This is a genomic window from Nitrospirillum guanabarense, from assembly GCF_034653355.1.
GTDB lineage: Bacteria > Pseudomonadota > Alphaproteobacteria > Azospirillales > Azospirillaceae > Nitrospirillum.
The window spans coordinates 688,491-714,007 of sequence record NZ_JAYEER010000003.1; the positions used below are offsets into that span (position 1 = coordinate 688,491).

18 protein-coding genes are annotated in these 25,517 nt (G+C 67.2%); 10 read left to right on the plus strand and 8 right to left on the minus strand.

The window, feature by feature from the left end:
* Positions 1-33: 33 nt before the first annotated feature.
* Positions 34-366, minus strand: coding sequence for an amidohydrolase family protein (locus tag UAA55_RS12635; protein ID WP_322954448.1), 333 nt, complete (start codon positions 364-366; stop codon positions 34-36).
* The gene (locus UAA55_RS12640) at positions 249-1,358 is read right to left on the minus strand and encodes an amidohydrolase family protein (protein ID WP_322953143.1); all 1,110 of its coding nucleotides are present in this window, start codon (positions 1,356-1,358) and stop codon (positions 249-251) included. The genes UAA55_RS12635 and UAA55_RS12640 overlap by 118 nt, the downstream gene beginning before the upstream one ends.
* 178 nt (positions 1,359-1,536) lie before the next feature.
* Between UAA55_RS12640 and UAA55_RS12645 the strand changes: the two genes are divergently transcribed.
* Both UAA55_RS12645 and UAA55_RS12650 read left to right on the plus strand, forming a co-directional pair.
* On the plus strand, positions 1,537-2,067 hold the full coding sequence (locus UAA55_RS12645) for a GNAT family N-acetyltransferase (protein WP_322953144.1): 531 nt from the start codon (positions 1,537-1,539) through the stop codon (positions 2,065-2,067).
* Positions 2,068-2,100: 33 nt separating this feature from the next.
* Positions 2,101-2,736 (plus strand): hypothetical protein, encoded by a 636-nt coding sequence (locus tag UAA55_RS12650; RefSeq protein WP_322953147.1) that lies wholly within the window; start codon positions 2,101-2,103, stop codon positions 2,734-2,736.
* Positions 2,737-2,771: 35 nt separating this feature from the next.
* Here the strand turns inward: UAA55_RS12650 and UAA55_RS12655 are convergent, their stop codons facing one another.
* Together UAA55_RS12655 and UAA55_RS12660 are read right to left on the minus strand one after the other, a co-directional pair.
* A complete protein-coding gene (locus tag UAA55_RS12655; protein ID WP_322953148.1) occupies positions 2,772-3,296 on the minus strand; it encodes a hypothetical protein in 525 nt (174 codons plus the stop codon).
* Between the two features lie 101 nt (positions 3,297-3,397).
* On the minus strand, positions 3,398-4,840 hold the full coding sequence (locus UAA55_RS12660; protein WP_322953149.1) for a helix-turn-helix domain-containing protein: 1,443 nt from the start codon (positions 4,838-4,840) through the stop codon (positions 3,398-3,400).
* Between the two features lie 304 nt (positions 4,841-5,144).
* Between UAA55_RS12660 and aceA the strand changes: the two genes are divergently transcribed.
* Both aceA and aceB read left to right on the plus strand, forming a co-directional pair.
* Positions 5,145-6,434: an isocitrate lyase gene (gene aceA / locus UAA55_RS12665; protein ID WP_322953150.1), complete on the plus strand. Its 1,290-nt coding sequence runs from the start codon at positions 5,145-5,147 to the stop codon at positions 6,432-6,434.
* 317 nt (positions 6,435-6,751) lie between these two features.
* Positions 6,752-8,398, plus strand: a complete 1,647-nt coding sequence (aceB, locus tag UAA55_RS12670) for a malate synthase A (protein WP_322953152.1) — start codon at positions 6,752-6,754, stop codon at positions 8,396-8,398.
* Between the two features lie 108 nt (positions 8,399-8,506).
* Here aceB and UAA55_RS12675 read toward each other — a convergent pair whose 3' ends face one another.
* On the minus strand, positions 8,507-9,811 hold the full coding sequence (locus UAA55_RS12675) for a hypothetical protein (RefSeq protein ID WP_322953153.1): 1,305 nt from the start codon (positions 9,809-9,811) through the stop codon (positions 8,507-8,509).
* A 252-nt stretch (positions 9,812-10,063) separates the two neighbouring features.
* Here UAA55_RS12675 and UAA55_RS12680 point away from each other — a divergent pair, with 252 nt between their 5' ends.
* Entirely contained in the window at positions 10,064-11,095 is a 1,032-nt protein-coding gene (locus tag UAA55_RS12680; protein WP_322953154.1) for a hypothetical protein, read from the plus strand.
* Positions 11,096-11,172: 77 nt separating this feature from the next.
* Here UAA55_RS12680 and UAA55_RS12685 read toward each other — a convergent pair whose 3' ends face one another.
* Both UAA55_RS12685 and UAA55_RS12690 read right to left on the minus strand, forming a co-directional pair.
* Positions 11,173-12,225, minus strand: a complete 1,053-nt coding sequence (locus tag UAA55_RS12685; RefSeq protein ID WP_322953155.1) for a tetratricopeptide repeat protein — start codon at positions 12,223-12,225, stop codon at positions 11,173-11,175.
* Between the two features lie 117 nt (positions 12,226-12,342).
* A complete protein-coding gene (locus UAA55_RS12690) occupies positions 12,343-12,993 on the minus strand; it encodes a LysE family translocator (protein ID WP_322953156.1) in 651 nt (216 codons plus the stop codon).
* Between the two features lie 186 nt (positions 12,994-13,179).
* Between UAA55_RS12690 and mbfA the strand changes: the two genes are divergently transcribed.
* On the plus strand, positions 13,180-14,190 hold the full coding sequence (mbfA, locus tag UAA55_RS12695) for an iron exporter MbfA (protein WP_416235187.1): 1,011 nt from the start codon (positions 13,180-13,182) through the stop codon (positions 14,188-14,190).
* A 137-nt stretch (positions 14,191-14,327) separates the two neighbouring features.
* On the opposite strand, the gene UAA55_RS12700 is transcribed toward mbfA, so the two are convergent.
* The gene (locus UAA55_RS12700) at positions 14,328-17,930 is read right to left on the minus strand and encodes an ATP-binding protein (RefSeq protein ID WP_322953157.1); all 3,603 of its coding nucleotides are present in this window, start codon (positions 17,928-17,930) and stop codon (positions 14,328-14,330) included.
* 652 nt (positions 17,931-18,582) lie between these two features.
* On the opposite strand from UAA55_RS12700, the gene UAA55_RS12705 reads away from it, so the two are divergent.
* The 4 genes from UAA55_RS12705 (at position 18,583) to UAA55_RS12720 (ending at position 25,262) form a co-directional block, all read left to right on the plus strand.
* On the plus strand, positions 18,583-21,036 hold the full coding sequence (locus tag UAA55_RS12705) for a TonB-dependent receptor (RefSeq protein WP_322953158.1): 2,454 nt from the start codon (positions 18,583-18,585) through the stop codon (positions 21,034-21,036).
* A gap of 577 nt (positions 21,037-21,613) precedes the next feature.
* Positions 21,614-23,347, plus strand: coding sequence for a TonB-dependent receptor plug domain-containing protein (locus UAA55_RS12710; RefSeq protein ID WP_322953160.1), 1,734 nt, complete (start codon positions 21,614-21,616; stop codon positions 23,345-23,347).
* Positions 23,348-23,354: 7 nt separating this feature from the next.
* Positions 23,355-24,548: a TonB-dependent receptor domain-containing protein gene (locus UAA55_RS12715; RefSeq protein ID WP_322953161.1), complete on the plus strand. Its 1,194-nt coding sequence runs from the start codon at positions 23,355-23,357 to the stop codon at positions 24,546-24,548.
* Positions 24,549-24,728: 180 nt separating this feature from the next.
* Positions 24,729-25,262, plus strand: a complete 534-nt coding sequence (locus UAA55_RS12720) for a hypothetical protein (protein WP_322953162.1) — start codon at positions 24,729-24,731, stop codon at positions 25,260-25,262.
* The last annotated feature ends 255 nt before the right edge of the window (positions 25,263-25,517 follow it).

Genomic DNA, 25,517 nt, shown 5'->3' on the forward strand with positions numbered 1-25,517 from the left:
TGTTCCTCCATCGCCGTCTGGTTCCGCCCGCGCTCAGGGCAGCAGGACAGGGTGGCCGTCGGCCTTGTAGACCACGCCCCCCTTCATGACAAACCGCACCTGTTCCATCAACTCCAGATGGGCCAGCGGGTCCCCGGCCACGGCGATCAGGTCGGCGTAGCGGCCGGGCTGCACGGTGCCGACGCGGTCGGTCGCGCCGATCAGGTCGGCGGCGTTGCGGGTGGCGAAGGCCAGCGCGTCGGCCGGGGTCACGCCCGCCTCCGCCAGTAGAGCGAATTCCCGGGCGTGGTCGCCTTCGCCGATGTCGGTGCCGTAGGCGATCTTGACCCCCGCCTTGTAGGCCAGCGGCAGGTTGCGCTTCGGGATCGAGTCGTTGGCCAGTTCCTTTTCCGCCGTGCCGGGGGCAGCAGTTCGGGATGTTCCTGCGCCGCCTTCATGAACACGTCGTAGACGGTCAGTGTCGGCACCAGATAGGTGCCGTGGGCCTTCATGGCCTTCACCGCGTCGGCATCCGCGAAGGAACCGTGCTCGATGGAATCGACGCCGGCGTTCACGGTGTTGATGATGGCCTGGGCCGGGTAGGTGTGGGCCGCCACCTTCATACCCAAGGCGTGGGCGGTGTCGATGGCGGCCTTGATCTCCTCATTCGTCATCAGCTGGGCGCGCGGGTCGTCGCCCGTGCTGGCGATGCCGCCGGAGGGCATGATCTTGATGACGTCGGCGCCGCGCTTATGGTGTTCGCGCACCCGCAGGCGGGCCATGTCGGCGGTGTCGACGATGCCGTTCTGCCAGTCGGGATGGTGCAGGCGGCCGTCGAAGCCGTTGGACGGGTCGCCGTGGCCGCCGGTGGGGCCCAGCGGTTCCAGCGACACCCACAGCCGGGGGCCGGGCACCTTGCCCTCGTTGATGGCGTTGCGCAGCGACACCGTCTCATCCCCGCCGCCCACGTCGCGGGCGCTGGTGAAGCCCTGCAGCAGCATGGCGCGGGCGAAGACGGCCCCGTCCAGCACCGCGTCCACGGCGGTGTGGGTCATCATGTCCTCCACCGCGTTGGTCTGGCTGGGCAACTTGGCGGAGACGTGGATGTGGCAGTCGATCAGGCCCGGCAGCACCGTCTGGTCCTTCAGGTCGATGACCGTGGCGCCGGGGTGGGCGACGTAGCCGGATTCCACCACCGCCACCTTGCCGTCACGCACCACGATGGTGACCTGGCGGCGGGGGGTGAAGGTGACGCCGTCGATCAACGCGCCAGCGTAGACCACGGTGTCATGCGGCGCGTCGGCCGCCCGCGCGGCCGCCACCGCCGCCGTGGACACCAGCAGCGCCGCCACGGCGCACCTTCCCAGGAAGCCCCTCATCCCACACGCCCTCTCTGCCATCTCATGTCGTTGTGGGGCCGCCTGTTTCGGCGGCGGCCCGTTGACGGCAACGGTATCCGCCCCGGCCCCGATCCGGCAACGGCCATTGCCAAAGGGGCGGCGTTCATGTGTCTTACCGGTGCCACCAAAGCAAGAACCCGAGGTCCGTCCGACGCCCATGTCCGCCGCACAGCCCCCCTTCATCCATATCCGCGACGCCACCGCCGCCGACCTGCCGCGAATCGTGACCATCCTGAACGAGGCCATCGCCCACACCACGGCGATATGGAGCCTGGAACCCACTTCGGTGGCGGAGCGCGCGGCCTGGCTGGCCGACCGCCAGGCCAAGGGCCAGCCGGTGCTGGTGGCGACACCCGGCCCCGACGCCCCGCCGGGCGAGGTGCTGGGCTTCGCGACCTATGGGGAGTTCCGCGCCCGCAGCGGCTACCGGCACACGGTGGAGAATTCGCTGTATGTGGATGAGGCGGCGCGGGGCCGGGGCATCGGCACGGCGCTGCTGTCCGCCCTGCTGGCGCGGGCGACGGCCGCCGGCCTGCATGTCATGATCGCCGGCATCGAGGCCAGCAACCTGACCAGCATCCGCCTGCACCAGCGCTATGGCTTCACCGAGACCGGACGCCTGCCCCAGGTGGGACGCAAGTTCGACCGTTGGCTGGATTTGGTCTTCCTGCAGAAAATCCTGAACTGACCCCCGTATCCCGACCAGAGGCGAACAGGCCCCATGGAAATCCACGCCCCGGAAAGCCCCATCCAATCCTTGAAGGACTTCGCCATCCATATCGGCGTGGTGACCGTTGGTATCCTGATCGCCCTGGGCCTGGAACAGGCGGTGGAGGCCTATCACCGCCATGAACTGGCGCGCCAGGCGGTGGAGAGCTTCCATGCCGAGCTGGCGGAGAACCGCAAGGCGGTGCAGGAGGTCATGGCCGAAATCGCCGGGCACAACGCCCGCGCCGAGGAGGATATCGCCCTGCTGACCGCCTGGCAGCAGGGCAAGGGCGCCGCAGGCGCGGAACTGAAATACCCGGGCATCCGTCTGGACCTGATGTCCAGCGCCAGTTGGGACGCCGCCATCGCCACCCAGGCCCTGGGCGAACTGCCCTACGACGAGGTGCGCCGCTACGCCGAGGCCTATGCCGGCTTCCGCCTGTTCACGGAGCAGGAGAAGGCGCAGCTGGCGGAATGGCAGGACCTGCGCCTCTTCGGCGCCGATCCCGCCCAGATGAGCCCCGCCCAACGCCAGACCCTGATCGAACGGCTGCGCCATTATCAGAATTACGTCGTCGTCCTGACCTTGGCCGGCAAGGGCGCCCTGGCGGCGGCCGACCGCGCGTTGGAGGTCTCAAAGGGGCACTGAGCGGCGGGCGTCGCGTCCAGCCGCCCTCCTGGGGCTTAAGGCTGCCGCTTCAGCGCCAGCTTGAACATGGTGGACCAACCGTCCTTGGTCTGGACCTCGCTCCACGCCTCATACGCGTCCGGTTGGCCGCCGGGGCCGGTTCCCTGGGGTGTCCAGCGCACGCGATAGGTCATGGCCTGCCCCTCCGCCACGTACTGGGTGGCGGGGAAGACCAGGGCGCCGCCCTCGGTCGTCACCGTGCCGTGGCTGATGCCCCCCTGGTTCTCGATGTACAGGTATTCCACCCGCTTGGCCGCCGGGTCCCAGTAGTAGGTGGTCTCACCCACGTAGTCCGGCTGGCCCGGCGTCCGCACGGTGTGGGTGTCGCGCAGGGCCTTGCCCTCATACAGCCAAGTGAAGCAATGGGTGTCTGTGCGCTGCTGGCCGCCTGGGAATTCGCCCTTCCAGCAGTGGCCGGCCAGGAAGGTCATGGGCTTCAGGCCCGGCGCCGGGTCGGCGAACGCGGCCATCGACACGCCCGCGATGGCGCCCAAGGCCATACCCACCGCCATCCTGCGCATGATGAATTCCCCCACGACGATCCGGCGCCACCCTGCCGCCTACGGCGTTAGGCGGCAAGGACGCAAGGGGATGGGATGGATGCCCGCCGTTAACATGACCATCAGCCGGTAGGCGGGCCGATATAGCTGGACAAGCCCCGGATGTTCTCATCCACCACCAGGCGGTGGTTGAGGGGCGGGAAGGCCCGCTGCGTGCAGTCCAGGCGCGGGCACAGGCGGCAGTTGGTGCCGACCGGCGTCGCCTGCGCGCCGGCCAGGTCGATGCCGTCGGCATAGATCAGCTGGTGCGCCTGCGTCGCTTCGCAGCCCAGGCTGAGGGCGAACTGGCGCGGCACGCTTTTCCACCCGCCGGCCTTGCTGAGGGTGCGGGCGATGGCGAAATAGCTGGTGCCGTCCGGCATGCGCATCAGCTGGGTCAGGATTTGGCCCGGGTTGCGGAAGGCCTGGTGCACGGTCCAGCGCGGGCAGCCGCCGCCGAAGCGCGCCATGTGGAAGCCGGGCACGGCGCTGAACCGCTTGGAGATGTTGCCCGCCGGGTCCACCCGCACCAGGAAGAAGGGGACGCCCTTAGCCCCCGGCCGCTGCAGCGTCGTCAGCCGGTGGCAGACCTGCTCGAAGCTGGCGACGAAGCGATGCATCAGCACCTCGATGTCGTAGCGGGCGGACTTGGCCGCCTCCAGGAAGCGGCCGTAGGGCATCATGACGGCGGCGGCGAAGTAGCCGGCCAGAACGATGCGCGCCAGCTGACGAGAATCCTCGCTGGCCATGGTGGCCTTTTCCACCGTGGCCGACAGCAGGTCGCGGTGACGCATCAGGGCCACCTGCACCGCCAGCTGGAAGGTGCGCCCCGCCGGCGGCAGCATTTCCGAGATCAGCACCCGCCGGGAATGGCGGTCGTAGCGGCGCACCGTCTCGCCCATCACCTCCACCGGCATCAGCTTGACCGTCAGGCCGTGGGCCTTCTGCACGAAACGGGCGAGGGAACCATAGAGGTCGGCCGAATCCAGGTCCCCGTCGAACCACAGCGTTTCCGCCGCCAGCTCCAGCTCCGGGAAATGGTTGTTCTGGTCCTGGAAGAACTCCCCCACCTCGTCCTGGGCGAACTGCTGGCCGGCCGCCTGGGGGTGCTGGCGGTCGCGGTCATCCACCTTTTCCGCCAGCGCCTGGATATCCTCCCGCGCCTCGAGATAGGCGCGGTAAAGGGTAACCACCGCCTGGCCCAGGCCGGGGGCGACCGCCGCCAGTTCCTTCATGTCCTGGTTCTTGATGTCATTATGGTCGAACAGTGGGTCGGCGAACACCTCGCGCAGGCCGGCCACCAGCCGCACCTCGTCATCTTCGGCGAAGGTGGCGAGGTCCACGTCGAAGGTCTGGCCGATCTTCAGCAGCAGCGCCACGGTCAGCGGCCGCTGATTGCCCTCGATCAAATTGAGGTAGGAGGGGGAGATGGCCAGCATCTCCGCCATCTGGGCCTGGGTCAGGTGCAGGTCGCGCCGCAGGCGGCGCACCTTGTGACCCAGCATCGCCTTCTTTTCCGCCGCCATCGCGCGCCACCCCTCCCACCCCTTCCGCACCGCCCAGAAAGGGTAAGTGAATTTACAAACTTTACAAGTTTTCACTTACTGACATTACAAGAGATTACATCGTTACCACTTTTCAATCAAAGACTTATTGATCCGGTTTACCAAATCGCCAAGTCTAATGCAGTGCAGTGAACGCGACGAACGCCGTACGGAACAAGGCGAACGCAGCGGTCACGACAACATCACCGGGACGGCCGGAACCTGAATGGTTCCACCCCTGCTTCCAGGGCCGCCCCCAAGTCTTGACGAAAGGAATTAGGCGATCATGGCCCCGCTGGATCACGGCACCCCTCCCACCGACCTGAAGGCGCTGCATGCCCGCCGCTTCGACGGTGTGAAGCGCGACTACACCGCGGATGACGTGAAGCGTCTGTCCGGCACGGTGAAGATCGAATACACCCTGGCCGAGCTGGGCGCCCGCCGCCTGTGGGAACTGCTGCACACCCGCCCCTACGTCCACAGCCTGGGCGCCTTCACCGGCAATCAGGCGGTGCAGATGGCCAAGGCCGGCCTGGAAGCCATCTACCTGTCCGGCTGGCAGGTCGCGGCCGACGCCAACCTGGCGGGCCAGATGTACCCGGACCAGAGCCTGTACCCGGCCAATTCGGTCCCCAGCGTCGTGAAGCGTATCAACAACGCCCTGCTGCGCGCCGACCAGATTTCCCATTCCGAGGGCAAGGACGACATCAACTGGATGGTGCCCATCGTGGCCGACGCCGAGGCCGGCTTCGGCGGCCCGCTGAACGCCCATGAGCTGATGAAGTCCATGATCGAGGCCGGCGCCGCCGCCGTCCATTTCGAGGACCAGCTGGCATCGGAGAAGAAGTGCGGCCATCTGGGCGGCAAGGTGCTGATCCCCATCCAGCAGTTCATCCGCATCCTGAACGCCGCCCGCCTGGGCGCCGACGTCAGCGGCACTTCCACCCTGGTGGTGGCCCGCACCGACGCCGAAAGCGCGCAGCTGATCACGTCGGACGTGGATGAGCGCGACCATCCCTTCATCGACCGCAACGACCGCACGCCGGAAGGTTTCTTCCGCATCCGCAAGGGCATGGGCGTGGATTACTGCATCGCCCGCGGCCTGGCCTACGCCCCCTACGCCGACCTGCTGTGGTGGGAAACGTCCAAACCCAACCTCGACGACGCCCGCCGCTTCGCCGAGGCCGTGCACAAGCAGTTCCCCGGCAAGCTGCTGGCCTACAACTGCTCGCCCAGCTTCAACTGGCGCGCCAACCTGGACGAGGCGACCATCGCCCGCTTCCAGCAGGAACTGGGGGCCATGGGCTACAAGTTCCAGTTCATCACCCTGGCGGGCTTCCACTCGCTGAACTACGCCACCTTCGAGCTGGCGCGCGGCTACAAGGAGCGCGGCATGGCCGCCTTCTCCGAGCTGCAGCAGAAGGAGTTCGCCGCCGTCGAGCACGGCTTCACCGCGGTGAAGCACCAGCGCGAGGTGGGGACCGGCTACTTCGACGCCGTGTCCATGGCCATCACCGGCGGCACCAGCAGCACCACCGCCATGAAGGACTTGACCGAGACCGACCAGTTCCACTGATCGATCGAAGTCCCCGGAATGGGGTGTATCCCAGGGAAGGCCGACGCACCGTTCGCCTGGGATCACCCTTCGGGCGGCGGCGGGAGTAAACGACGCTGGAGCGTCCCGCCGCCACCCGGTTTCCCCTCCTGATTTCCAACGCGTCCGCGACGAGATCGGCGGGGGATGGCCCAGTCCATCCCCCGCCCTGGCAAGGGTGCGGCGACGGGGTTGAACGACGCTGGAGCGTCCCGCCACCGCACCCTTGCTTCCCATCACCGCCTCCGAGGGCCTGAGCCTATCCGCGACGGGCCCCCTGATCTGAAGGGAGAGGTATCATGCCTGACGCACTGCTCGCCCCCTCGGCCCCCCGCCTGTCCCCGGATGCCCCGGTAGGCCGTATCGAGATCCGCGCCGCGTCCAAGCCCGGCTATGATGTCCTCCTGACCCCCGCCGCCCTGGCCTTCGTGGCCGACCTGGAACGCCGCTTCGGCTGGCGCCGTCGCTATCTGCTGGAAAAGCGGGTGGAGCGCCAGGCCCGTCTGGACGCCGGCGAGAAGCCGGCCTTCAACCCCGCCTGCGGCTATGCCCGGCATGAGGAGTGGACGGTCGAGCCGCAGCCGGCCGACCTGCGCGACCGCCGGGTGGAGATCACCGGCCCCGTCGAGCGCAAGATGATCATCAACGCGCTGAATTCCGGCGCGCAGGTGTTCATGGCCGATTTCGAGGACAGCAACGCCCCGACCTGGGCCAATGTCATGGACGGCCAGGTCAACCTGCGCGACGCCATCCGCCGCACCATCACCCATACCGACGCGGTGTCTGGCAAGCGCTACGCCCTGAACGACAAGGTCGCCGTGCTGATGGTCCGCCCGCGCGGCTGGCACCTGGAGGAAAAGCATGTGCTGATCGACGGCCGGCCCGTGTCCGCCGCCCTGTTCGACTTCGGCCTTTATTTCTTCCACAACGCCCGCGAGCTGCTGGCCCGGGGCAGCGGCCCCTACTTCTACCTGCCCAAGATCGAGGGCCGGGCCGAGGCGCGGCTGTGGAACGATGTCTTCCTGCATGCCCAGGAATGCCTGGATCTGACCCCTGGCACCATCAAGGCCACCGTGCTGATCGAAAGCATCCTGGCGGCTTTCGAGATGGACGAGATCCTGTATGAGCTGCGCTGCCATTCCGCCGGCCTGAACTGCGGCCGCTGGGATTACATCTTCAGCTTCATCAAGAAGTTCCGGAACGACCCCGACGCCCTGCTGCCCGACCGCGCGGCCGTCACCATGGACAAGGCCTTTCTTAACGCCTATTCCCGCCTGGCGGTGAAGACCTGCCACCGGCGCGGCGCCCCGGCCATCGGCGGCATGGCGGCCTACATCCCGGTGAAGGACGATCCCGTCGCGAACGACCGCGCCTTCGCCCAAGTGCGGGCGGACAAGGAACGGGAGGCCCGCAACGGCCATGACGGCACCTGGGTGGCCCATCCGGCGCTGGTGCCGGTGGCGCGTGAAATCTTCGACGACCTGATGCGCACGCCCAACCAGATCCACGCCACCTGCCACGACGTGCGGGTGACGGCGGAGGACCTGCTGGCGATCCCCCAGGGCCCCCGCACCGAGGCGGGCCTGCGCCAGAACGTGGCGGTGGGCATCGGCTATATCGAGGCTTGGTTGCGCGGCCAGGGCTGCGTGCCGCTGTTCAACCTGATGGAGGACGCCGCGACGGCGGAGATCAGCCGCGCCCAGGTCTGGCAATGGCTGCGCCACGGCGCCAAGCTGGACGACGGCCGCACTGTCGACCACACGCTGGTGGAGCGGGTCATCGAGGAGGAACTGGCCGCCTGGATCGGCCGGGTGGGCGAGGTGGCCCTGGCCCACAGCCGCCATGAGGAGGCGGCCCGCCTGTTCTCAGACTTGGTGTTCCAGCACCGCTTCGCCGAATTCCTGACCCTGCCAGCCTATGACCGGCTGATGGAGGCGGGCGCCTGAGTTCCCGGGGAGAGGGAGGAAACGCCCAGCCGATAAGGGCGGTGACCGCGTGGCAAAGGCCGGCGTCCATATGGGCGCCGGCCTTTCCTTATTCGATCACCACCGTTTTCAGGAGGCCGATTTCACCGGCTGGGGCGGGTTCTGCAGGATCAACTGGCCATAGGCGGTGGTGTGCTGGAACAGCACCTGTTCGGTCCACGACACCTGCGTCTTGTCCGTGGGCGGCGGCGCCACCACCGCGGCCTGGGCCGGGGTCAGGTACTCGATCACCGTGCCGCCGCCGGTCTCGGACACCTTGTAGCTGGAGACGAATTCATCGATGGCGGCGGACTGGCCTTCGGCGTTCAGCGCCTGGTTGTTGATGGGGGTGTAGGGGCCGGCCACGGCCTCACCCTTCTTGGCATGGGCGCGGGCGTGCGAAATGAGGTGGGTGATGAGGTCGGTGGTCAGCGCGCCGTAATAGGTGCCGTAATAACCGGGAATGGCGTCCAGCATGGCGGAACCCCAGGCGTGGGGCACCACATCCACGTTGTTGTACATGTCGTGGTTCCAGATCTGCCAGGGCTGGCTGCCCGTCTGGTCGCCACCCGCCCAGCCGGTGCCGTTGACCAGCGCGGCGAAGGGTGCGTTGCCCGGGGTGGCGCCGGCGGTGGCGTAGATCATGGCGTCGCCGGCCGTCCAGGCGCTCTTGCCCTGCAGCAGCAGACCGGCGGTCGGATCGAAGCAGGCCATGGCCAGCGTGGGCGATAGGGCGCCCGCCAGCGAATGGCCGGTAAAGGTCAGGGTGGTGCCGGCGGGTGGGGTCAGTCCCTGGAGGAAGGTGATCAACGTCTGTTGGGTGATCTGGGTATCGACGATGCCCAGCAGATTGGTGATGCCGGTGTATGTCGCCATCGAGATGCAGGGAACCTGGGCGCTGGGCTGGGTGTCGTTGGTTCCGCCGTTCCACATCTGCAACGCCCCTTCCCACGCCACCACGGTGGCCACGGCGAAATCCTCCTTCAGCCAGTCGTAGAATGATTTGAAATTGGTGGCGGCGATGGCCACGACATAGCGGGCCAGCGTCGGGCTGTAGACCACGAACAGCGCGTTGGCGGCGTTGAAGCGGGCGGTGGGCGGCGACGCCTCCCAATGGACGCTTAATGAGACCGGATCGATGCAGAGGACCTGGGGACCCCACACCACGGTCCAGTCGTCAGCGCCCAGCTGCGATCCGGCGGCCTTGATCGCCTTGTCAACGCCGGCCGTCAGGATGGCCGTCAGTTGCGCCGCCGCCGCCGTGGCGCCCGCCTGCAGGGCGGCGCTTTTCGGCAAGGACTTGTTCAAATCCACCGTCACGTCCTGGCCGCCGGCGTCGTTGGCGATGTTGTTGAAGAAGAAGGTGGTCTGCCACGCATCATAGGTCGTCGCCATCCGGTCCACTCCCATCGGTTGCGGGATGCCGCCTCGATGCGCATCCCGGTGAAAGTGGTGTTACAATTAATACGTATGTATTTTTTGATCAACACGCGCATGAGATGCATATCGCCTGGCCACCCCGCCTGCGACAAAGACGACCGTACCGGCCCCGTCCATACCCCGTGCCAGGGACGGCTGATATCATGACCGCGCTTTGGACAACGGGTGTGGTCGGTGGACGTGCGTGGGCATAGGCGAGTGCGGCAAATGACGGTGGGGTGGGGAAGGACGGCTGTGCTGGCGGCCGGCCTGTCGGGCGCCGCCTTGCTGGCGGCCGCCGGGGCCCGGGCCCAGTCGCCGGCCCAATCGCCGGAGGTGGCGCAGGCCATCCCGCTGGATGCCCTCCAAACTCAGGCGTACCAGAAAGCCGACCCCCATCACGGCCTGGCCCGCCGCCGCGCGGCCGTGGCGGCGGCCGCCAGCAATGACGCCGCCTGCCGGGAGATGGGCGATTTCTATTGGGAGATCGGTGACGGCGGCGGGACCCTGGCCAGCGGCAGCCGGGGCAGCCACTACAGCGCCAACAAGCCGTTGCAGGTGGCCAGCGCCAGCAAGCTGGTCTTCGCCGCCTATGTGGTGGAGCGGGTGGGTGGCCAGCTGACGCCGGACCAGCTGGACGCTCTGGAGATGCGGTTCGGTTACGACAACTTCAATCCATTGGCCTGCTTCGCCGCCCACACCGTGGCCGCCTGCCTGGACCGGCGCGGCAACGGCTTGCTGAATGCCGAGCACCAGGGCCGGTTCAGCTATAACGGCGGCCACGACCAGCATCTGGCCACCACCCTGGGCCTGGGCGATTTGGATCGCTACGGCTTGGCGGCGGAGGTGCGGCGGGTGTTGGGCCCGGACCTGCATCTGGACTATGCCGCCCCCCGCGTGTCCGGCGGCCTGAAGGCCAGCCCCGCCGCCTATGCCGCCTTCCTGCGCAAGGTGGTGGCGGGCCGCCTGCGCATCCACGACCTGCTGGGCAGCCACCCGGTCTGCACCCAGGGGCCGGGCTGCCCGGCCGTGCAGGCGCCGGACCTGCCCCAGCCCTGGCACTACAGCCTGAACCATTGGGTGGAGGACGGCCCCGACGGCGACGGCGCCTTCAGCAGCCCGGGCATGATGGGCTTCTACCCCTGGATCAGCGCCGACCGCCGCACCTATGGCCTGATCGCGCGCGAGGTCATGGCCCCCAAAGCCTATCTGGCCAGCATGGCCTGCGGCCAGGCCCTGCGCCGGGCTTGGAGTGGTTAGGCACCCTCAGGGCCGGCATCCGCTGACTCGGCTTCGGCGCTGTCCGCTCCCCGAAAGGCTCCTGCGGCCCCCGATGCTTACTTCGCGCCGGGGGCCTTGGCCGCCGGCTTGCCCCAGTCGGTGGCGTCGAAATAGACGCGCACCCGGCGCTGTTGGGCGTTTTCCAGGGTGAACTGGTCCAGGGTACGGCCATTTTCCGTCAATTGGCGCTGCTCCACCTGTTTCCAGCCTGGATAGAGGATGCCCAGGGTGCTGTATTCGCGCTTGGCGCCCGCGGCGCTGTCGGCGATGCCGGTCAGCACGATGGGATCGCTGGCCAGATCGCCTTGCCCCTTGCTGGTCGGCAGGTTCAGCTTGGCCTCGATGCTGTTCAGGAATTCCTGGTGGCTGGACATGCAGGGGGCGCAGCCGGCGCGGCGGGCGATGTTGTACCAGTACTGTGCCTCGCCGGCGCCGCCGCCGGGGATGCTGCCGTTATTGTACAACTGGCCGTAGATCAGGGCGGCCATGCCCAGGCCGGCCTGGGCGGCGGGCTTCACCACCTGCGCCGCCTTTTGCGGATCCCGGGCCGTGCCCCGGCCATAGTAATAATAGACCGCCAGCGCCTCGCGCGCCTTCAGGCTGCCGCGCGCCATGGCCTGGTCGAACAGGGCCAGGGCGGAGGCCATGTCCTGCGATGACGGGCCCTTGCCGTCCTTGCCTTCCATCTGGGCATCGGCCTGGGCCACCAGCCGTTGCGCGTCCGGCGGATCGACGGGGGCGGTGATGTGCCCGTCCAGCGGCAGGTTGGACACGGCCGTCCGGCCGGCCTGGCCCTGGGCGCCGGGCATGATGGTGTCGGGCGTCTGCACGGGTGCGGCCTGCGCAGGGGGCGCCTGCAGGACGGGAACATTGATCGTGGCGGCCGGCGAGACGGTGAGGGCTTGCGTCACCGATTGGGTGGAACCCGCAGGCTGGACGGGCGCCTGCGCGGGTTGGGCCTCAGGGTCCTGGGCCAGCCGGGACAGCAGGCCCTCGCCGGGCTTGGCGGGGGCGGTGTCGTCGTCGCCCTCGAAAAAGGCGCAGCCGGACAGCAGGGCCGCGGCCAGGCCGGCAGCGATGACGGAAGCGGAAAGACGACGCGAACGCATGACACCCCGAAATGGATGGTACCCAGGACGAACGAAGGCCGCCCATACCCACGCACTGTAGGCCAAGGGCACGGATCTGCAAACGACCTGGGCTTATACGGGCGCCGGGTCCATCAGTCAGCGCATCAGCGCCAATATGCCACCGGCGCCGATCAGCAGGCCGCCGGTCAGGCGGTTCAGCTGGCGCGCGGCCTTGGGCGTCTGCAAGCGGCTGGCCAGCGTCTGCCCGCCGATGGCGTAGGTCAGGATCCAGCCGAATTCGATCACCACCATCAGCACGGTCAGCAGCACCAGCTGCGCCGTCAGCGGCAGGGCGGCATCGATGAACTGGGGGAAGAAGGCGGCCATGAAGATCAACGCCTTGGGATTGGACCCGCAAACCAGCAGGCCGCGCAGCAGCAGGCGGTGGGCGCGGGCGTCGGCGGGACGCACGGCCTCCCCCTGCTGTTCCGCGTCCGCCTCGGCCCGCAGCGTCTCCTTCGGATCCGCGCGCCAGGCCTGGACGCCCAGATACAGCAGGTAGGCCACGCCCAGCACCTTCACCACCATGAAGGCGGTGGAGGAGGCCTGCAGCAGCGCCGCCATGCCCACCGCCGACAGGGCCGCCATGGCGCCCAGCGCCAGGCACATGCCGGCGCCCGCCCAGGCCGCCGCGCGCACACCGTGGCGCAGGCCGATGCCCATGGCGAACAGCATGTTGGGACCCGGCGTGGCCGACAGGAAGAAGCAGGTGACGGTGAAGGCCGAAAGGGTCTGCCAGCTCAACATGCCCGCGCGTCCTTGAGGGGGGATACGTCCCCGAGTTTAACGCGGAAGGCCCCGGCTGATGAGAGGGATCGCACGCAGGGAGCCCATGCCGGCAGGCCATGGCCTCGACCGGAATGGCAAGCGCAACTCATTATTATTACTTGGAAATTCCACGCCGTCACCCCACACGGCGGGTTGACGGGCGCCATGACTTGGCTAGTCTTCGGGCATCCCTTCCCGCTTTTCCGCAAGGCCATCCCCATGAAGGACTTCTCCGCCCTCACCGAACAGGAGCTGCTGGCGCTGGCCGTGTCGCTGGAGGAGGAGGACGCGCGCATCTACGATGAATTCGCCACCGGCCTGCGCGAGAATTTCCCGGAAAGCGCCAAGGTCTTCAACGCCCTGGCGGCGGAGGAGAATGGCCACCGCCATCGCCTGATCGAGCTGTACCGCCAGCGCTTCGGCGAGCATATCCCCCTGATCCGCCGCCAGGACGTGCGCGGATTCGTGCAGCGCAAGCCGGTGTGGCTGGCCCGCCCGCTGTCGCTGGAAACGGTGCGCCAGCAGGCCGAACTGATGGAGGCGGAGACCAAGCGCTTCTACACCCGCGCCGCCCGCCGCTCCACCGACGCCGCCATCCGCCAGTTGCTGGGCGACCTGGCGGATGAGGAACGCCGCCATGAGGCGCGGGCGGAGCAGCTGGAATCCCGCCTGGTGACGCCCGAGGTGCGGGAGGAGGAGCACGCGTCGGAGCGGCGCCTGTTCGTGCTGCAGGTGGTGCAGCCGGGCCTGGCGGGCCTGATGGACGGGTCCGTCTCCACCCTGGCGCCGCTGTTCGCCGCCGCCTTCGCCACCCACGACACCTGGCAGACCTTCCTGGTGGGCATCGCCTCGGCCGTGGGGGCCGGCATCAGCATGGGCTTCGCCGAAGCGCTGTCGGATGACGGCAGCTTGACCGGACGAGGCAGCCCCTGGCTGCGCGGCCTGGTCTGCGGCGTCATGACCGCCGTGGGCGGCCTGGGTCACACCCTGCCCTACCTGATCCCCCATTTCTGGACGGCCACGGCCGCGGCGGCGGCCGTCGTGGCGGTGGAACTGGGCGTCATCTCCTGGATCCGCAACCGCTATATGGACACGACCTTCCTGGCCGCCGCCTTCCAAGTCATCATCGGCGGCCTGCTGGTGTTCGCGACCGGGATTTTAATCGGAAGCGCCTAGTTTTCACTTGTTCCCAAGCAACCGGACGCCAGGCGCCTCAATTCCGTAGGCCGCGACCGCGGCCGCCGGAGTGAGCACCGCAGGACGCAACGAGAAAGCCAAGGGGTGGATCTCCCCGCCGGCGCTTGACGAACAAATCAAGCCGCCGCGATAGGGACCGGGTAGTCGCGGGCCAGCGCGGCCCAGGAGGCGGGGGCGACGCCGACGATGGCGGCGACCAGTTGGCGGGCCTCTTCGGCGTCGTCCTCGATACAGGCCTGTTCCAGCGACTGCGCCAGGTACTGCAGGCGACGCAGGCCCAGATTGCCCACGGTGGAGATCAGGCTGTGCGCCTCGCGCCGCGCCTCGGACAGGTTGCCAGCGGCGACCAGCCCGGCGGTGCGGGCGATGCGGGCCTGGCCGAAGCTGACGAATTCCCGCACCATGTCCACCGTGCCCTCACGCCCGGCCAGATCCACCAGCTTGGCCAGCGGCTCGCCATCGAACAGGGGCTGGTCGGCCATGGGAAAGCCGTCGCTGGGCCCAGCCATGGGCGGCGGCGGCTCCGCGCCGCCCTGGTCGGCCGGCGCCGCGACCCCACCCGTCCAACGGGCCACCAGATCCAGGAAACGGCCCTGGTCGAAGGGCTTGGACACATAATCGTCCATGCCGGCGGCCAAGTACTCCTCCCGCATGCCCACCATGGCGTTGGCGGTCATGGCGATGACCGGCACGCGGCGGCCCGGCGGCTCGCCGGCGCGGATACGGCGCGTGGCCTCCAGCCCGTCCAGGCCAGCCATCTGGATGTCCATCAGCACCAGATCCACCGGCGGCTGGCCCAGGGCGATGGCGGCACCGGCGGCGCCCTCGCTGGCCAGTTCCACGGCATAGCCTTCGGTGCGCAGCATCATCTCAGTCAGGCGGGCGTTGATGCTGTTGTCCTCCACCACCAGCACGCGGCGGCCCGCGCCACGCTTGGGCGCCGTCGGCCGGGGCGCCGCCGCCTCGGCCGGGGCGGGCACTTGGGCCGGCAACCGCGGCAAGGTCAGGTCGATGGTGAAGGTGCTGCCTCGGCCGGGCGTGCTGTCCAGGGTGATGGTGCCGCCCATCAGCGTCACCAGTTCACGGCAAATGGACAGGCCAAGGCCGCTGCCGCCATAGCGCTGGGTGATGCCGTCGTCACCCTGGACGAAGCGGTTGAACAGCCGCGCCTGCTGGTCCGCCGTCACGCCGATGCCGGTGTCGCGCACGGTCAGCACGACACGTGCGTCGCGCGGGCCCGCGGTGTCCGGCGCCGGCGCGATCTCGAACACCTCGGCCGTCAGCTGAATCTGGCCCTTGTCGGTGAACTTCACCGCATTGCCCAGCAGGTTCAGCAGCAGCTGGCGCAGGCGGCGGGCGTCGCCGTGGAAAGTGGCCGCGGCCTCGGGCGCGATGCGCGTGTTGAGCGACAGTCCTTTGGCCCGGGCCTGCCCCTCCATCAGGCGCGCGGCTTCCGTCACCACCGCGGCCAGCTGGAAGTCCGTCGCCATCAGGACCACCCGCCCCGCCTCGAGCTTCGACAGGTCCAGCAGGTCGTCCACCAACAGCAGCAGGGCCTGGGCGCTGTCGCGGATGATGGCGGCCAAATCGCGCTGCAAGGGCGCCAACGGCTCCGCCGCCAGCAGCTGTATCGCCCCGATGATACCGTTCAGCGGCGTACGAATCTCGTGGCTGGTGGCGGTCAGGAAGGCGGATTTGGCGGCGTTGGCCTCCTCCGCCACGCGGCGCGCCTGCTCCAACTCGGCGGCGGCCACCGCCAGGGTGTCGCGGGCGGCGCGCAGTTCCTCCTCCTGTCGCACCCGTTCGGTGACGTCGCGGGCGGCGGAGATCAGCAGGGGCGTGCCGTCATCACCCCGGGTGAGGGAGATGATGGTCTCCAGCCAGATCCAGCGGCCATCCTTGTGGCGCAGGCGGAAACGGGCGGAAACGCCGCCGGCCAGATCCCCCGAGGTGTCCATGCCGTCACCGACCGTTGCCGAACCCGCCCGCGAGGCCGCCGCCGACAGCGCATCCAGGGTGGCGTCGATGGCATGGTCGTCCGGATGGCGCAGGTCCGACAGCGGCAGTCGCGTGAACTCCGCCACGTCGTAACCCAGGATGCGTTCCACCGAGGGAGAGACATAGAGGCGGGTGCCATCGGGCCGGGTCAGCAGGATGATGTCGCTGGCGCGGGCGGCCAGCAGGCGGAAACGGGCCTCGCTTTCCTCCAGCGCGTTGCGCGCCTCCACCAGGGCGGTGATATCGCGGCCGGCGCCGCGCCAGCCCCGGATGGCGCCGTCGGCGTCATAAAGCGGCCGCCCGGACAGCACGATGTGATAGCGCCGGCCGCTGGGGTGGCTGACGACATAGCGCAGATCGCGGAATTCCTGCTTGTCGGCGCCACCAGCCAGGGCGGCGGCCGTCTCGGGCGTGGGGGTCAGCCCCCCCATCTGCTTCTGCCCCACCATGCGCAAGGGATCGAGACCGATGGATCGCACCCCGGGGGAGACATAGGTCAGCCGCCGGTCCGGATCCGCCTCCCAATACCAGTCGGTGGACACGTCGATCAGGTCGCGGAAGCGCACCTCGCGCTCCGCCAGGTCGGCCGCCCCCTGTTCCAGGTTGTAGGCCATGGTGTTGATGGCCCGGGCCAGCACGGCGAATTCCGCGTCGGCCGCGCGCTCCGGCGCGCGAACGCCCCGCTCGCCACGACCGATGCGATCCACCACCCGGGTCAGGGTGCTGAGGCGGCTCATGACCGAGGTCTCCACCGCGAAGATGCCCAGCAGCAGGGCGGTGGCGGCCACCGCCGCCAGACCCACCATGCTGCGCCAGAAATCTTCGTCCGCCTCACCCACCGCCTCGGCCCGCGGTAGGCTGACCACCACGCGGGCGTTGATGCCCTGCAGGGTGCCGAAGCCGATGATGCGCGGCACGCCGTCCAGCCCCGCCGACAGCAGCGTGCCGGTGGGCTGAGTGAACAGCTGCGACACCAGGGCGCTGTCCAGCCGCTGGCCCGTCAGGGTGGCGCCCGGCTGCCCGGCCCCCACGGGGGCGGCCGGGCCGTCCACCTGGGGAACCTCCTGGGGGGCCGCCGGAAGGGACGCCTGCGCTGGGCCGGGGTAGCGCACCAGCACCTCGCCCTGGGCGTCGACGATGGCGAACAGGCCATTGGGCATGTCGGCCGCCATGGCCGCGAGGCGCCCTGCCCAGTTCAGCCGCATGCTGGCCCGGGCCACGGCCTTGACCTGCCCGTCCGGGCCCAGGATGGGGCGGGCCATGGCCAGGATGGGCGCCTGCGTGGTCCGGCCTATCATATAGTCGCTGAGCGTGGTCCGCCCGGTGCGCACCGCCTCCTTGAAATAGGGGCGGTCACCGGCATAGGCGGCGGCCGGTGGATTGCTGGTGGAGGCGCAGATCGTGGTGCCGTCGGGCCGCGAAAGGAAGACGTTGGCGATCCAAGGTTCCGCCGCCTTCAGGCGGATCAGGTCGCCGGCGCAGTCGCCGGCCGACAGATCCACCTCCTGCAGGGCCACGGTTTCCACCAGGTGTCCCAACTGCTCCACCAGCACCCGGTGTTCCTCTTCCGCCACCTGGGCCAAGATGCGGACATGCGCGCGGGCGGCCGTGACCGCCGCCTGACGCCGGGATTGGCCTTCCACCACCATCAGCGCCGCCAGGGCGCCGATGACAGCCACCAGCAGCAACAGCAGCCTGCTGCGCAGTCCCGGTAGCCGCATCACCCCTCACCGTCCGCGCGCCGCATGCCCTTGCCCCCGATTACAGCCGACAAGCCCCCGGAAGGGCGCGCCCGACAGCTATATTAGGGCCGTCCGTCGACCCCGCCAAGAGTGGGCGCCCGCGCGACGGTTGGCGATTGGGTGGTAGGGACGCCCCCCTTCACCACTTGGTGGCGACGTCCCCTTTACCGCGCGCCCCGCCGCTCATTCCACGTTACCGCGATGGCCATGTCGGGCCTGTCGGCCAGAAGGTCGGCGGCGCCGTCGCGCCACACTTCTGATTCGCTCGAATTCCTGATCAACAGGTCAAGATTTCATCATTCTGCAACACTTGGCCCAACACAGATGTCCGACGCATCTGCATAAATATTTATCATGCTGAAAAACAAAGATTTTTAAGCCTATTCCGCGCAAAAAAGCTGCGCTGCACTTTGTCGCGCCCCCTGCGTGATATGTGCTTTGACGGCCACAGTTGGCGGCAAATCGGTGCATTTTGGTGGGGGTTCGGCAAGAAGGCCGCGCCTCTGTAATGGTGTTGTAATACGAAGAAGGGAATAAAGCGCCCGACACGGCCTCACCTGGCTGAACGAACGGGTGCGGACGGGTGTGTGGCTGACCGAACGACGAACGATCCAAATTCTGGGGGCAATCGATGAAGAAGCTTAATCGCGCGCAGGCGCCGGGGCGCCGCTACGCCACTTTCCTGAAGCTTGGCACGGGCATGATCGCCCTCGCGACCGCCACCGCCTGGGTCGCTCCGGCGCTGGCGCAGTCCACGGCGTCGCAGATGGATGAGATCATCATCACCGGCGCGCGCCAGCAGCCGCAGATTGGCGGCCTGATCCAGGCCGAGACGGCGCCCAAGGCTCGTTCCACCGTCGACCAGAAATACCTGTCCACCGAAACCGCCGGCCAGTCCGTCCTGCAAGCCATCAACATGCTGCCCGGCGTGAACTTCACCAACAGTGACGCCTATGGTTCATCCGGCGGCAGCATTCGCATCCGCGGTTTCGACGGCAACCGTGTGTCGTTCACCTTCGACGGCATTCCGCTGAACGACACCGGCAACTACGCCATCTATTCCAACCAGGTGATTGACGCCGAGCTGGTCAACCAAGCCACCGTCAACATCGGCACCACGGACGTCGACAGCCCCACCGCTTCGGCCACCGGCGGCACCATCAATGTCCAGACGCGCAAGCCGCGCGATGAACTGGGCATGGAGACGAAACTGTCCTTCGGCAGCAACAACTTCAAGCGTGTCTTCGCCGTGCTGGATACCGGCGATTTCGGTCCCGGCAACCGCACCTCGGCCTTCGTCGCCGCCTCGTACCAGGACTACGACAAGTTCAAGGGCCCGGGCGACCTGCAGAAGAAGCAGGTGAACGGTCGCATTTACGAAGATCTGGGCGGCGGCGACTTCATCAGCGTGGCCGCACACTACAACGAAAACCGCAACTTCAGCTACAACACCGGCACCCGCAACAACTACGCCAGCAACTACTTCTACGACGAAGGTACCGCCTGGATCCCGCAGCCAGCGACCCCGGGCAAGGCCGATGCGGTGCCGTCGGGTGACAGCAACTACTACAAGCTGTACCAGAACCCGTCCAACACCGGGAACGTGCGCGGGCAGTCGCGCTTCCATCTCGATGACGACGTCATGCTGACCGTCGATCCCTACTTCCAGTATACGCTGGCCAACGGCGGCGGCCAGGTCAGTGTGAAGGAGAACGACCCCCGCCTGATCGGCGCCACCAAGGGCGGCAAGGGCGTGGATCTGAACGGCGACGGCGACTTCCTGGACACCGTCATGCTGTATTCGCCCAACAACACCAACACCTTCCGCACCGGCGTCACCTCGTCCGTCATCTGGGACATCAACGAGGACAACCGCCTGCGTGTCGGCTACACCATCGACTACGGCCGTCATCGCCAGACCAACGAGCCCACGCTGCTGGGGTCCGATGGCACTCCGCTGGACGTGTTCGGCGGCAAGTATGCCACCGCGTTCCCGGGCGGCATCTTCGCCAACGACGGCGCCCAGCTGGAACGCCGCAACCGCTATTCCATCGCCGAGCTGAACCAGGCCTCGATGGAATATGTCTACAAGGCATTCGATCAGCGGTTGACGGTCGTTCCGGCCCTGCGCCTGCCCTTCTTCCATCGTGAGCTGAACCAGTACTGCTACACCTATTCCACAGCGCCGAGCGGCGTCTCGCTGTCGTCCAACCAGTATTGCACCAGCGGCACGCTGCCCACGACCGGCACCGTCTATAAGACGCCGTTCACGGGCACGAAGGACTTCAGCGACGCCCTGCCCAGCCTGGGCATGACGTACCAGCTGACCCAGGAACATCAGGTCTACTTCCAGTTCTCGGAAGGCTTCTCCGCGCCGCGTACGGACAACCTGTACAACGTGATCCGCGATCCCAAGGCGGTCGAGCCGGAAAAGACCTACAACCTGGAACTGGGCTACCGCTACCAGACGCAGGACCTGATCTCCTCGCTGTCGGCCTGGTACACGAAGTATGACAACCGCATCGTGTCGTCGCAGGACCCCAGCGACCCCAGCGGCAGCACCTTCATCGACCGCAGCCTGGGCCAGGTCGAGCTGTACGGCGTGTCGGCCGAAGCCGGCTTCAACATCCTGGAGAACCTGACGTTCTACGGTTCCGCCAGCTACACCCATTCCGAAGTGCTGAACGACGTCGTCAATGGCGGCATCACTTTCCACACCGCCGGCAAGATGCTGGTGGACACGCCGGAATGGATGGTCGCCAGCCGCGTCGAATATAAGCCCATCCAGAGCCTGACCATCGGCCTGGAAGGCAAGTACACCGGCGAGCGCGCGGCCTCCGACACCAACGACGAGAAGACGACGCCGTTCTTCCTCGCCAACGCCAACGTCCGCCTGGACCTGCCGGACTTCTTCGGCATGCATGAGTCTTATCTGCAGTTTAACGTCGAAAACCTCTTCGATCGACGCTACCTGAACACCATGCCGACGACGAACAACACCTCGTACGGCACTGGCGGCAGCTTGGCTAAGTATCTGACCGGCGCCCCGCGTACCTTCATGGGCACCATCGCCACGAAGTTCTGACCGGAAAATGGGGAGGCCGGCGTCCCGGCGACGTCGGTTCCGCATAGCGAAAGGGGCGGCCTTCGGGTCGTCCCTTTTTCTTTGCGCGCACCGTTCCCGCGTGGGCGGCGCACGTCGGTGGATTGCGGCCCCACCCTCATACACCCGGCATCCGAGCGGGCCGGCGCCCGCTCTTTGGGCAATGATCACTGGTGCCCACTGATTCGGCAGCCGCGCCGGCCCGTGGCCCATCGCGCCCGCGCAACGATGCGATTTTCTGCTGTTACCGTTTGATTTTTAATTTGCAACAGATGTGTGTCTGACAGCTCATTCTGTCGTGTGGTTATTTTTGTCCAATTTCAACATTTTTGGCGCAAGTTTATCGCTTAAGTGTAACCAAAAAGCTACAGACATGCACGGAATCAGCCGCCCTACCCCTTGGGTCGTTGACGCATTGCTAACGTGATCGGAAAACTTCCAGCCAAGCCAAACAGAACGCTGGGCAGAAGCGGACTGGGGAGCTGCCGCCGGAGGCTGGGAAACACGCCCCGGGCGGCGCCGAACGGGGAACAACCAATCCGAAATGGAGATGGACTACATGAAGGGATTTGAGAGCAGGATCCGTCAGTCGCTGCTGACGGGCGCCGCCCTTGGCGTGTGCGCCCTCACGATGTCGACGACGGCCTACGCCGCGGCGGCGGCCGACGATCTGCAGGAAATCGTCATCACGGGTTCGCGTATTAAGACGGACTCGTCCGCCGGCATCAGCCCGGTGACCAGCGTCGGCAGCGAGGAAATCAAGCTGCAGGGCGCCACCCGCATCGAAGACGTGATCAACAACCTGCCCCAGGCCTTCGCCGGCCAGGGCAGCATGATTTCCAACGGTTCCAGCGGTACCGCCACCGTCAACCTGCGCGACCTGGGCGCTTCGCGCACCCTGGTGCTGGTCAACGGTCACCGCATGCCCGCCGGTTCGCCGCTGAACCCGGCCGCCGACTTGAACGAAATCCCCGAAGCCCTGGTGAAGCGCGTTGACGTGCTGACCGGCGGCGCCTCGGCCGTGTACGGCGCCGACGCCGTGGCCGGCGTCGTCAACTTCGTGATGGACGACAATTTCGAAGGCGCCAAGGCTGACATCAGCTACAGCTTCTACCAGCACAACAACAACGCCACGAAGTTCCAGAACGCCGTCAAGGCGCGCAACTTCGGCCTGCCGGAAGACGACGTCACCGACGGCTTCACCCGCACCTACTCCGGCGTGTTGGGTGTGAACACCCCTGATGGCAAGGGCAACATCACCGTCTACGCCGACTATCGCAAGACGATGGCCGTGACCCAGGACAAGCGCGACTACAGCGCCTGCGCCATCAGCGTCTCGGCCAAGGGCGCCTATTCGTGCGGCGGCTCGGGCACCACGGCCCCGGCCCAGATCATCGACAACATCGGTGGCGGCGACTACGTCGTCAGCGGCACCAGCCTGCGCGACTACACCTCGGCCGACGCGTTCAACTACGCGCCGTACAACTACTACCAGCGTCCGGACCAGCGTTACTCCGCGGGCTTCTTCGGTCACTACGAATTCAACCCGCATGTCCAGGTCTACACCGAGTTCATGTTCCACGACGACCACACGGTCGCCCAGATCGCGCCGTCGGGTGTGTTCGGTCAGGAATTCCTCATCGGTTGTAACAGCCCGCTGCTGTCCGCCAGCGAAGTCACCACGCTCTGCACCAACAACGGCCTGACCGCCACTGACAAGGCCGATGTGAGCGTCCTGCGCCGTAACGTCGAAGGCGGCGGCCGTATCGACGACCTGCGCCACACCTCCTACCGCGAACTGGTCGGCCTGAAGGGCGACCTGTGGGACGGCTGGAGCTATGACGCCTACGCCCAGCGCAGCACCGTCATCCTGTCGGAAACCTACAAGAACGACTTCTCGCTGGCCCGCACGGCCGAGGCGTTCAACGCCACGACCGATGCCAACGGCAAGCTGGTCTGCGCCAACTCCGCCGCCGTGGCCGCCGGCTGCGTGCCCTATAACGTGTTCAGCAGCAGCACGGCCATCGATCCGGCCGCGCTGAGCTACCTGCAGACCCCGGGCTTCAAGGAAGGCTCGACCGTCCAGGACGTGGTGGATGTCTCCATCAGCGGCGATCTGGGCCGTTATGGCATCCAAAGCCCGCTGGCCAGCCATGGCGTCGGCATCGCGTTCGGTACCGAGTACCGTCGTGAAGAGCTGACCCTGAAGGTCGACCAGGAGTTCGACAGCGGCGACCTGGCGGGCCAGGGCGGATCCGACCCACGGTGTGGCCGGTGCCTACGACGTCCGTGAAGCCTTCATGGAAGTCAAGATTCCGCTGGTCCAGGACAAGCCCTTCGTCAAGGACCTGAACCTGGAAGGCGGTTACCGCTATTCCGACTACAGCACCTCGGGCAAGACCGACACCTACAAGGTGGGTGGTGAGTGGGCCCCGACCTCGGACGTCCGCTTCCGCGCCGGCTTCAACCACGCCGTCCGCGCGCCGAACGTGGTCGAACTGTTCACGCCGTCGGGCGTGGCCCTGGGCCTGTCCAACGACCCCTGCGCCGGTGCGGCCCCGACCGCCACGGCCGCCCAGTGCGCCAACACCGGTGTGACCGCCGCCCAGTACGGCAAGATCGTCGCCAACAGCGCCGGTCAGTACAACGACCTGGAAGGTGGCAACCCGAACCTGCAGCCGGAATCGGCCGACACCCTGACCGTGGGCGCCGTGCTGACCCCGACCTTCCTGCCGGATCTGACCTTCTCGGCCGACTACTTCAACATCAAGATCGACGGCCTGATCAGCGGCATCGGCGCCGACCTGATCATGACCAACTGCTTGACCGGTGTTAACACCAGCTTCTACTGCCCGCTGATCAAGCGTTCGGCGACCGGTTCGCTGTGGCTGGGCACCACGGGCTACGTCACCAACACCAACCAGAACACCGGTAGCGAAGAGACGTCGGGTATCGACTTCAACACCAACTACCGTCTGGACCTGGCCGACATCGGCATTGAGAAGCTGGGCGCCCTGAACTTCAACTTCACGGGCACCTATCTGATCGATTTCGTCACCCAGGCCCTGCCGGGCTCGGACGGCTATGATTGCGCCGGCCTGTACGGCGCGACCTGCTCCACGCCGCTGCCGGTGTGGCGTCACAAGGTCCGCATGACCTGGGAAACCCCGTGGGACGCGACCATGTCGGTCAACTGGCGCCACATCAGCGGCGCCGATTGGGAACGGACCAGCAGCAACGCCACGCTGAACGGTTCCGTCATCCCCGGGCTGGCTCACATCGACAGCTACGACTACTTCGACTTCGCGGCATCCTACCAGGTCAGCGATTGGCTGACCCTGAGCGGCGGCGTGAACAACGTCTTCGACAAGGATCCGCCGCTGGTCACGACCCAGGTGAACGGCAACTCCTCGTTCATCAACGGCAACACCTACTCCCAGGTGTACGACAGCCTGGGCCGTTACTTCTTCTTCCAGGCTTCCGCCAAGTTCTAATCGAACCTAGGCATAGCGTTGGTACAGAGACGGCGGGTCCCTCGGGACTCGCCGTTTTCTTTTGCCATTACAAGGCGTTGGCGACAGGCGTTTGACATCGCCCGACAGCCGCCGCTATTCCGCCCTGTATAAAGCCGTGGCACACTGTGCCCACGGATCACGCCTTAGGAATTCCGGACCATGCCGTTCAAGAAGACGCCGTCGACGACGGCCGCCGCCGCCCTGTTGCTGGCCCTGGCCGTGGCACCCGCCGCCTCGCAGCCGGCCCGCGCCGCCGACAGCCTGGCCTCCTGCCGGGTCATTGGTGACGCCACCCAGCGCCTGGCCTGCTATGACGCCCTGGCCGCCGCCGCGGCTAACGCGCCGGCCGTCCCCACCACCACAGCCACCCCGGCCACTCCAACCGCCCCCGCCGTGCCCGAGGATCCCGTGGCCCGCTTCGGCAAGGAAAAGCTGCCCCGGACGGAAGAGCAGCAGGCCAAGGACGACGCCGAGCAGGATGAGGAGATGCACTCCACCGTCGCCTCGGCGGTGGCCCTGCCCTATCGACTGTTCGCCGTGACGCTGGCCAATGGCCAGACCTGGGTCAGCAAGGAAGCGTTGACCTTCGATCCCAAGCCGGGCGACGAGGTGCGCGTCATGCACGGCCTGTTCGGCAGCTACTCCATGGTGATCGGCCGCAGCCGGCCCGCGAAGGCCACGCGCGTCAACTGACGACCCCCGCGCGGCGCACCGCCACAACCGCTTCATTTCCGAAGGGCGGCCCCCGCGGCCGCCCTTTCGCTTGCCAACTCGGGGCTACCGACCTGTCGCGTCGCCCCGACAAATCCCGCCGAAATCAAGCGCCTACACCATCCGGCATACCTCAGGCGCACGAGGCGGGCGCGGTGATATGCGCGCATCGGCATGATCCCGCCTTCCCGGCGATAAAACCTGACCATCCGGTCAGAAACCTGTTGCCGCAACCCC

What these genes read in the sequence shown, in the direction of transcription:
- UAA55_RS12640 (WP_322953143.1), bottom strand. Translation starts at nt 1,358, where the DNA reads ATGAGGGGCTTCCTGGGAAGGTGCGCCGTGGCGGCGCTGCTGGTGTCC.
- UAA55_RS12645 (WP_322953144.1), top strand. Translation starts at nt 1,537, where the DNA reads ATGTCCGCCGCACAGCCCCCCTTCATCCATATCCGCGACGCCACCGCC.
- UAA55_RS12650 (WP_322953147.1), top strand. Translation starts at nt 2,101, where the DNA reads ATGGAAATCCACGCCCCGGAAAGCCCCATCCAATCCTTGAAGGACTTC.
- UAA55_RS12655 (WP_322953148.1), bottom strand. Translation starts at nt 3,296, where the DNA reads ATGCGCAGGATGGCGGTGGGTATGGCCTTGGGCGCCATCGCGGGCGTG.
- UAA55_RS12660 (WP_322953149.1), bottom strand. Translation starts at nt 4,840, where the DNA reads ATGGCGGCGGAAAAGAAGGCGATGCTGGGTCACAAGGTGCGCCGCCTG.
- aceA (WP_322953150.1), top strand. Translation starts at nt 5,145, where the DNA reads ATGGCCCCGCTGGATCACGGCACCCCTCCCACCGACCTGAAGGCGCTG.
- aceB (WP_322953152.1), top strand. Translation starts at nt 6,752, where the DNA reads ATGCCTGACGCACTGCTCGCCCCCTCGGCCCCCCGCCTGTCCCCGGAT.
- UAA55_RS12675 (WP_322953153.1), bottom strand. Translation starts at nt 9,811, where the DNA reads ATGGCGACGACCTATGATGCGTGGCAGACCACCTTCTTCTTCAACAAC.
- UAA55_RS12680 (WP_322953154.1), top strand. Translation starts at nt 10,064, where the DNA reads ATGACGGTGGGGTGGGGAAGGACGGCTGTGCTGGCGGCCGGCCTGTCG.
- UAA55_RS12685 (WP_322953155.1), bottom strand. Translation starts at nt 12,225, where the DNA reads ATGCGTTCGCGTCGTCTTTCCGCTTCCGTCATCGCTGCCGGCCTGGCC.
- UAA55_RS12690 (WP_322953156.1), bottom strand. Translation starts at nt 12,993, where the DNA reads ATGTTGAGCTGGCAGACCCTTTCGGCCTTCACCGTCACCTGCTTCTTC.
- mbfA (WP_416235187.1), top strand. Translation starts at nt 13,180, where the DNA reads ATGACTTGGCTAGTCTTCGGGCATCCCTTCCCGCTTTTCCGCAAGGCC.
- UAA55_RS12700 (WP_322953157.1), bottom strand. Translation starts at nt 17,930, where the DNA reads ATGCGGCTACCGGGACTGCGCAGCAGGCTGCTGTTGCTGCTGGTGGCT.
- UAA55_RS12705 (WP_322953158.1), top strand. Translation starts at nt 18,583, where the DNA reads ATGAAGAAGCTTAATCGCGCGCAGGCGCCGGGGCGCCGCTACGCCACT.
- UAA55_RS12710 (WP_322953160.1), top strand. Translation starts at nt 21,614, where the DNA reads ATGAAGGGATTTGAGAGCAGGATCCGTCAGTCGCTGCTGACGGGCGCC.
- UAA55_RS12715 (WP_322953161.1), top strand. Translation starts at nt 23,355, where the DNA reads ATGGAAGTCAAGATTCCGCTGGTCCAGGACAAGCCCTTCGTCAAGGAC.
- UAA55_RS12720 (WP_322953162.1), top strand. Translation starts at nt 24,729, where the DNA reads ATGCCGTTCAAGAAGACGCCGTCGACGACGGCCGCCGCCGCCCTGTTG.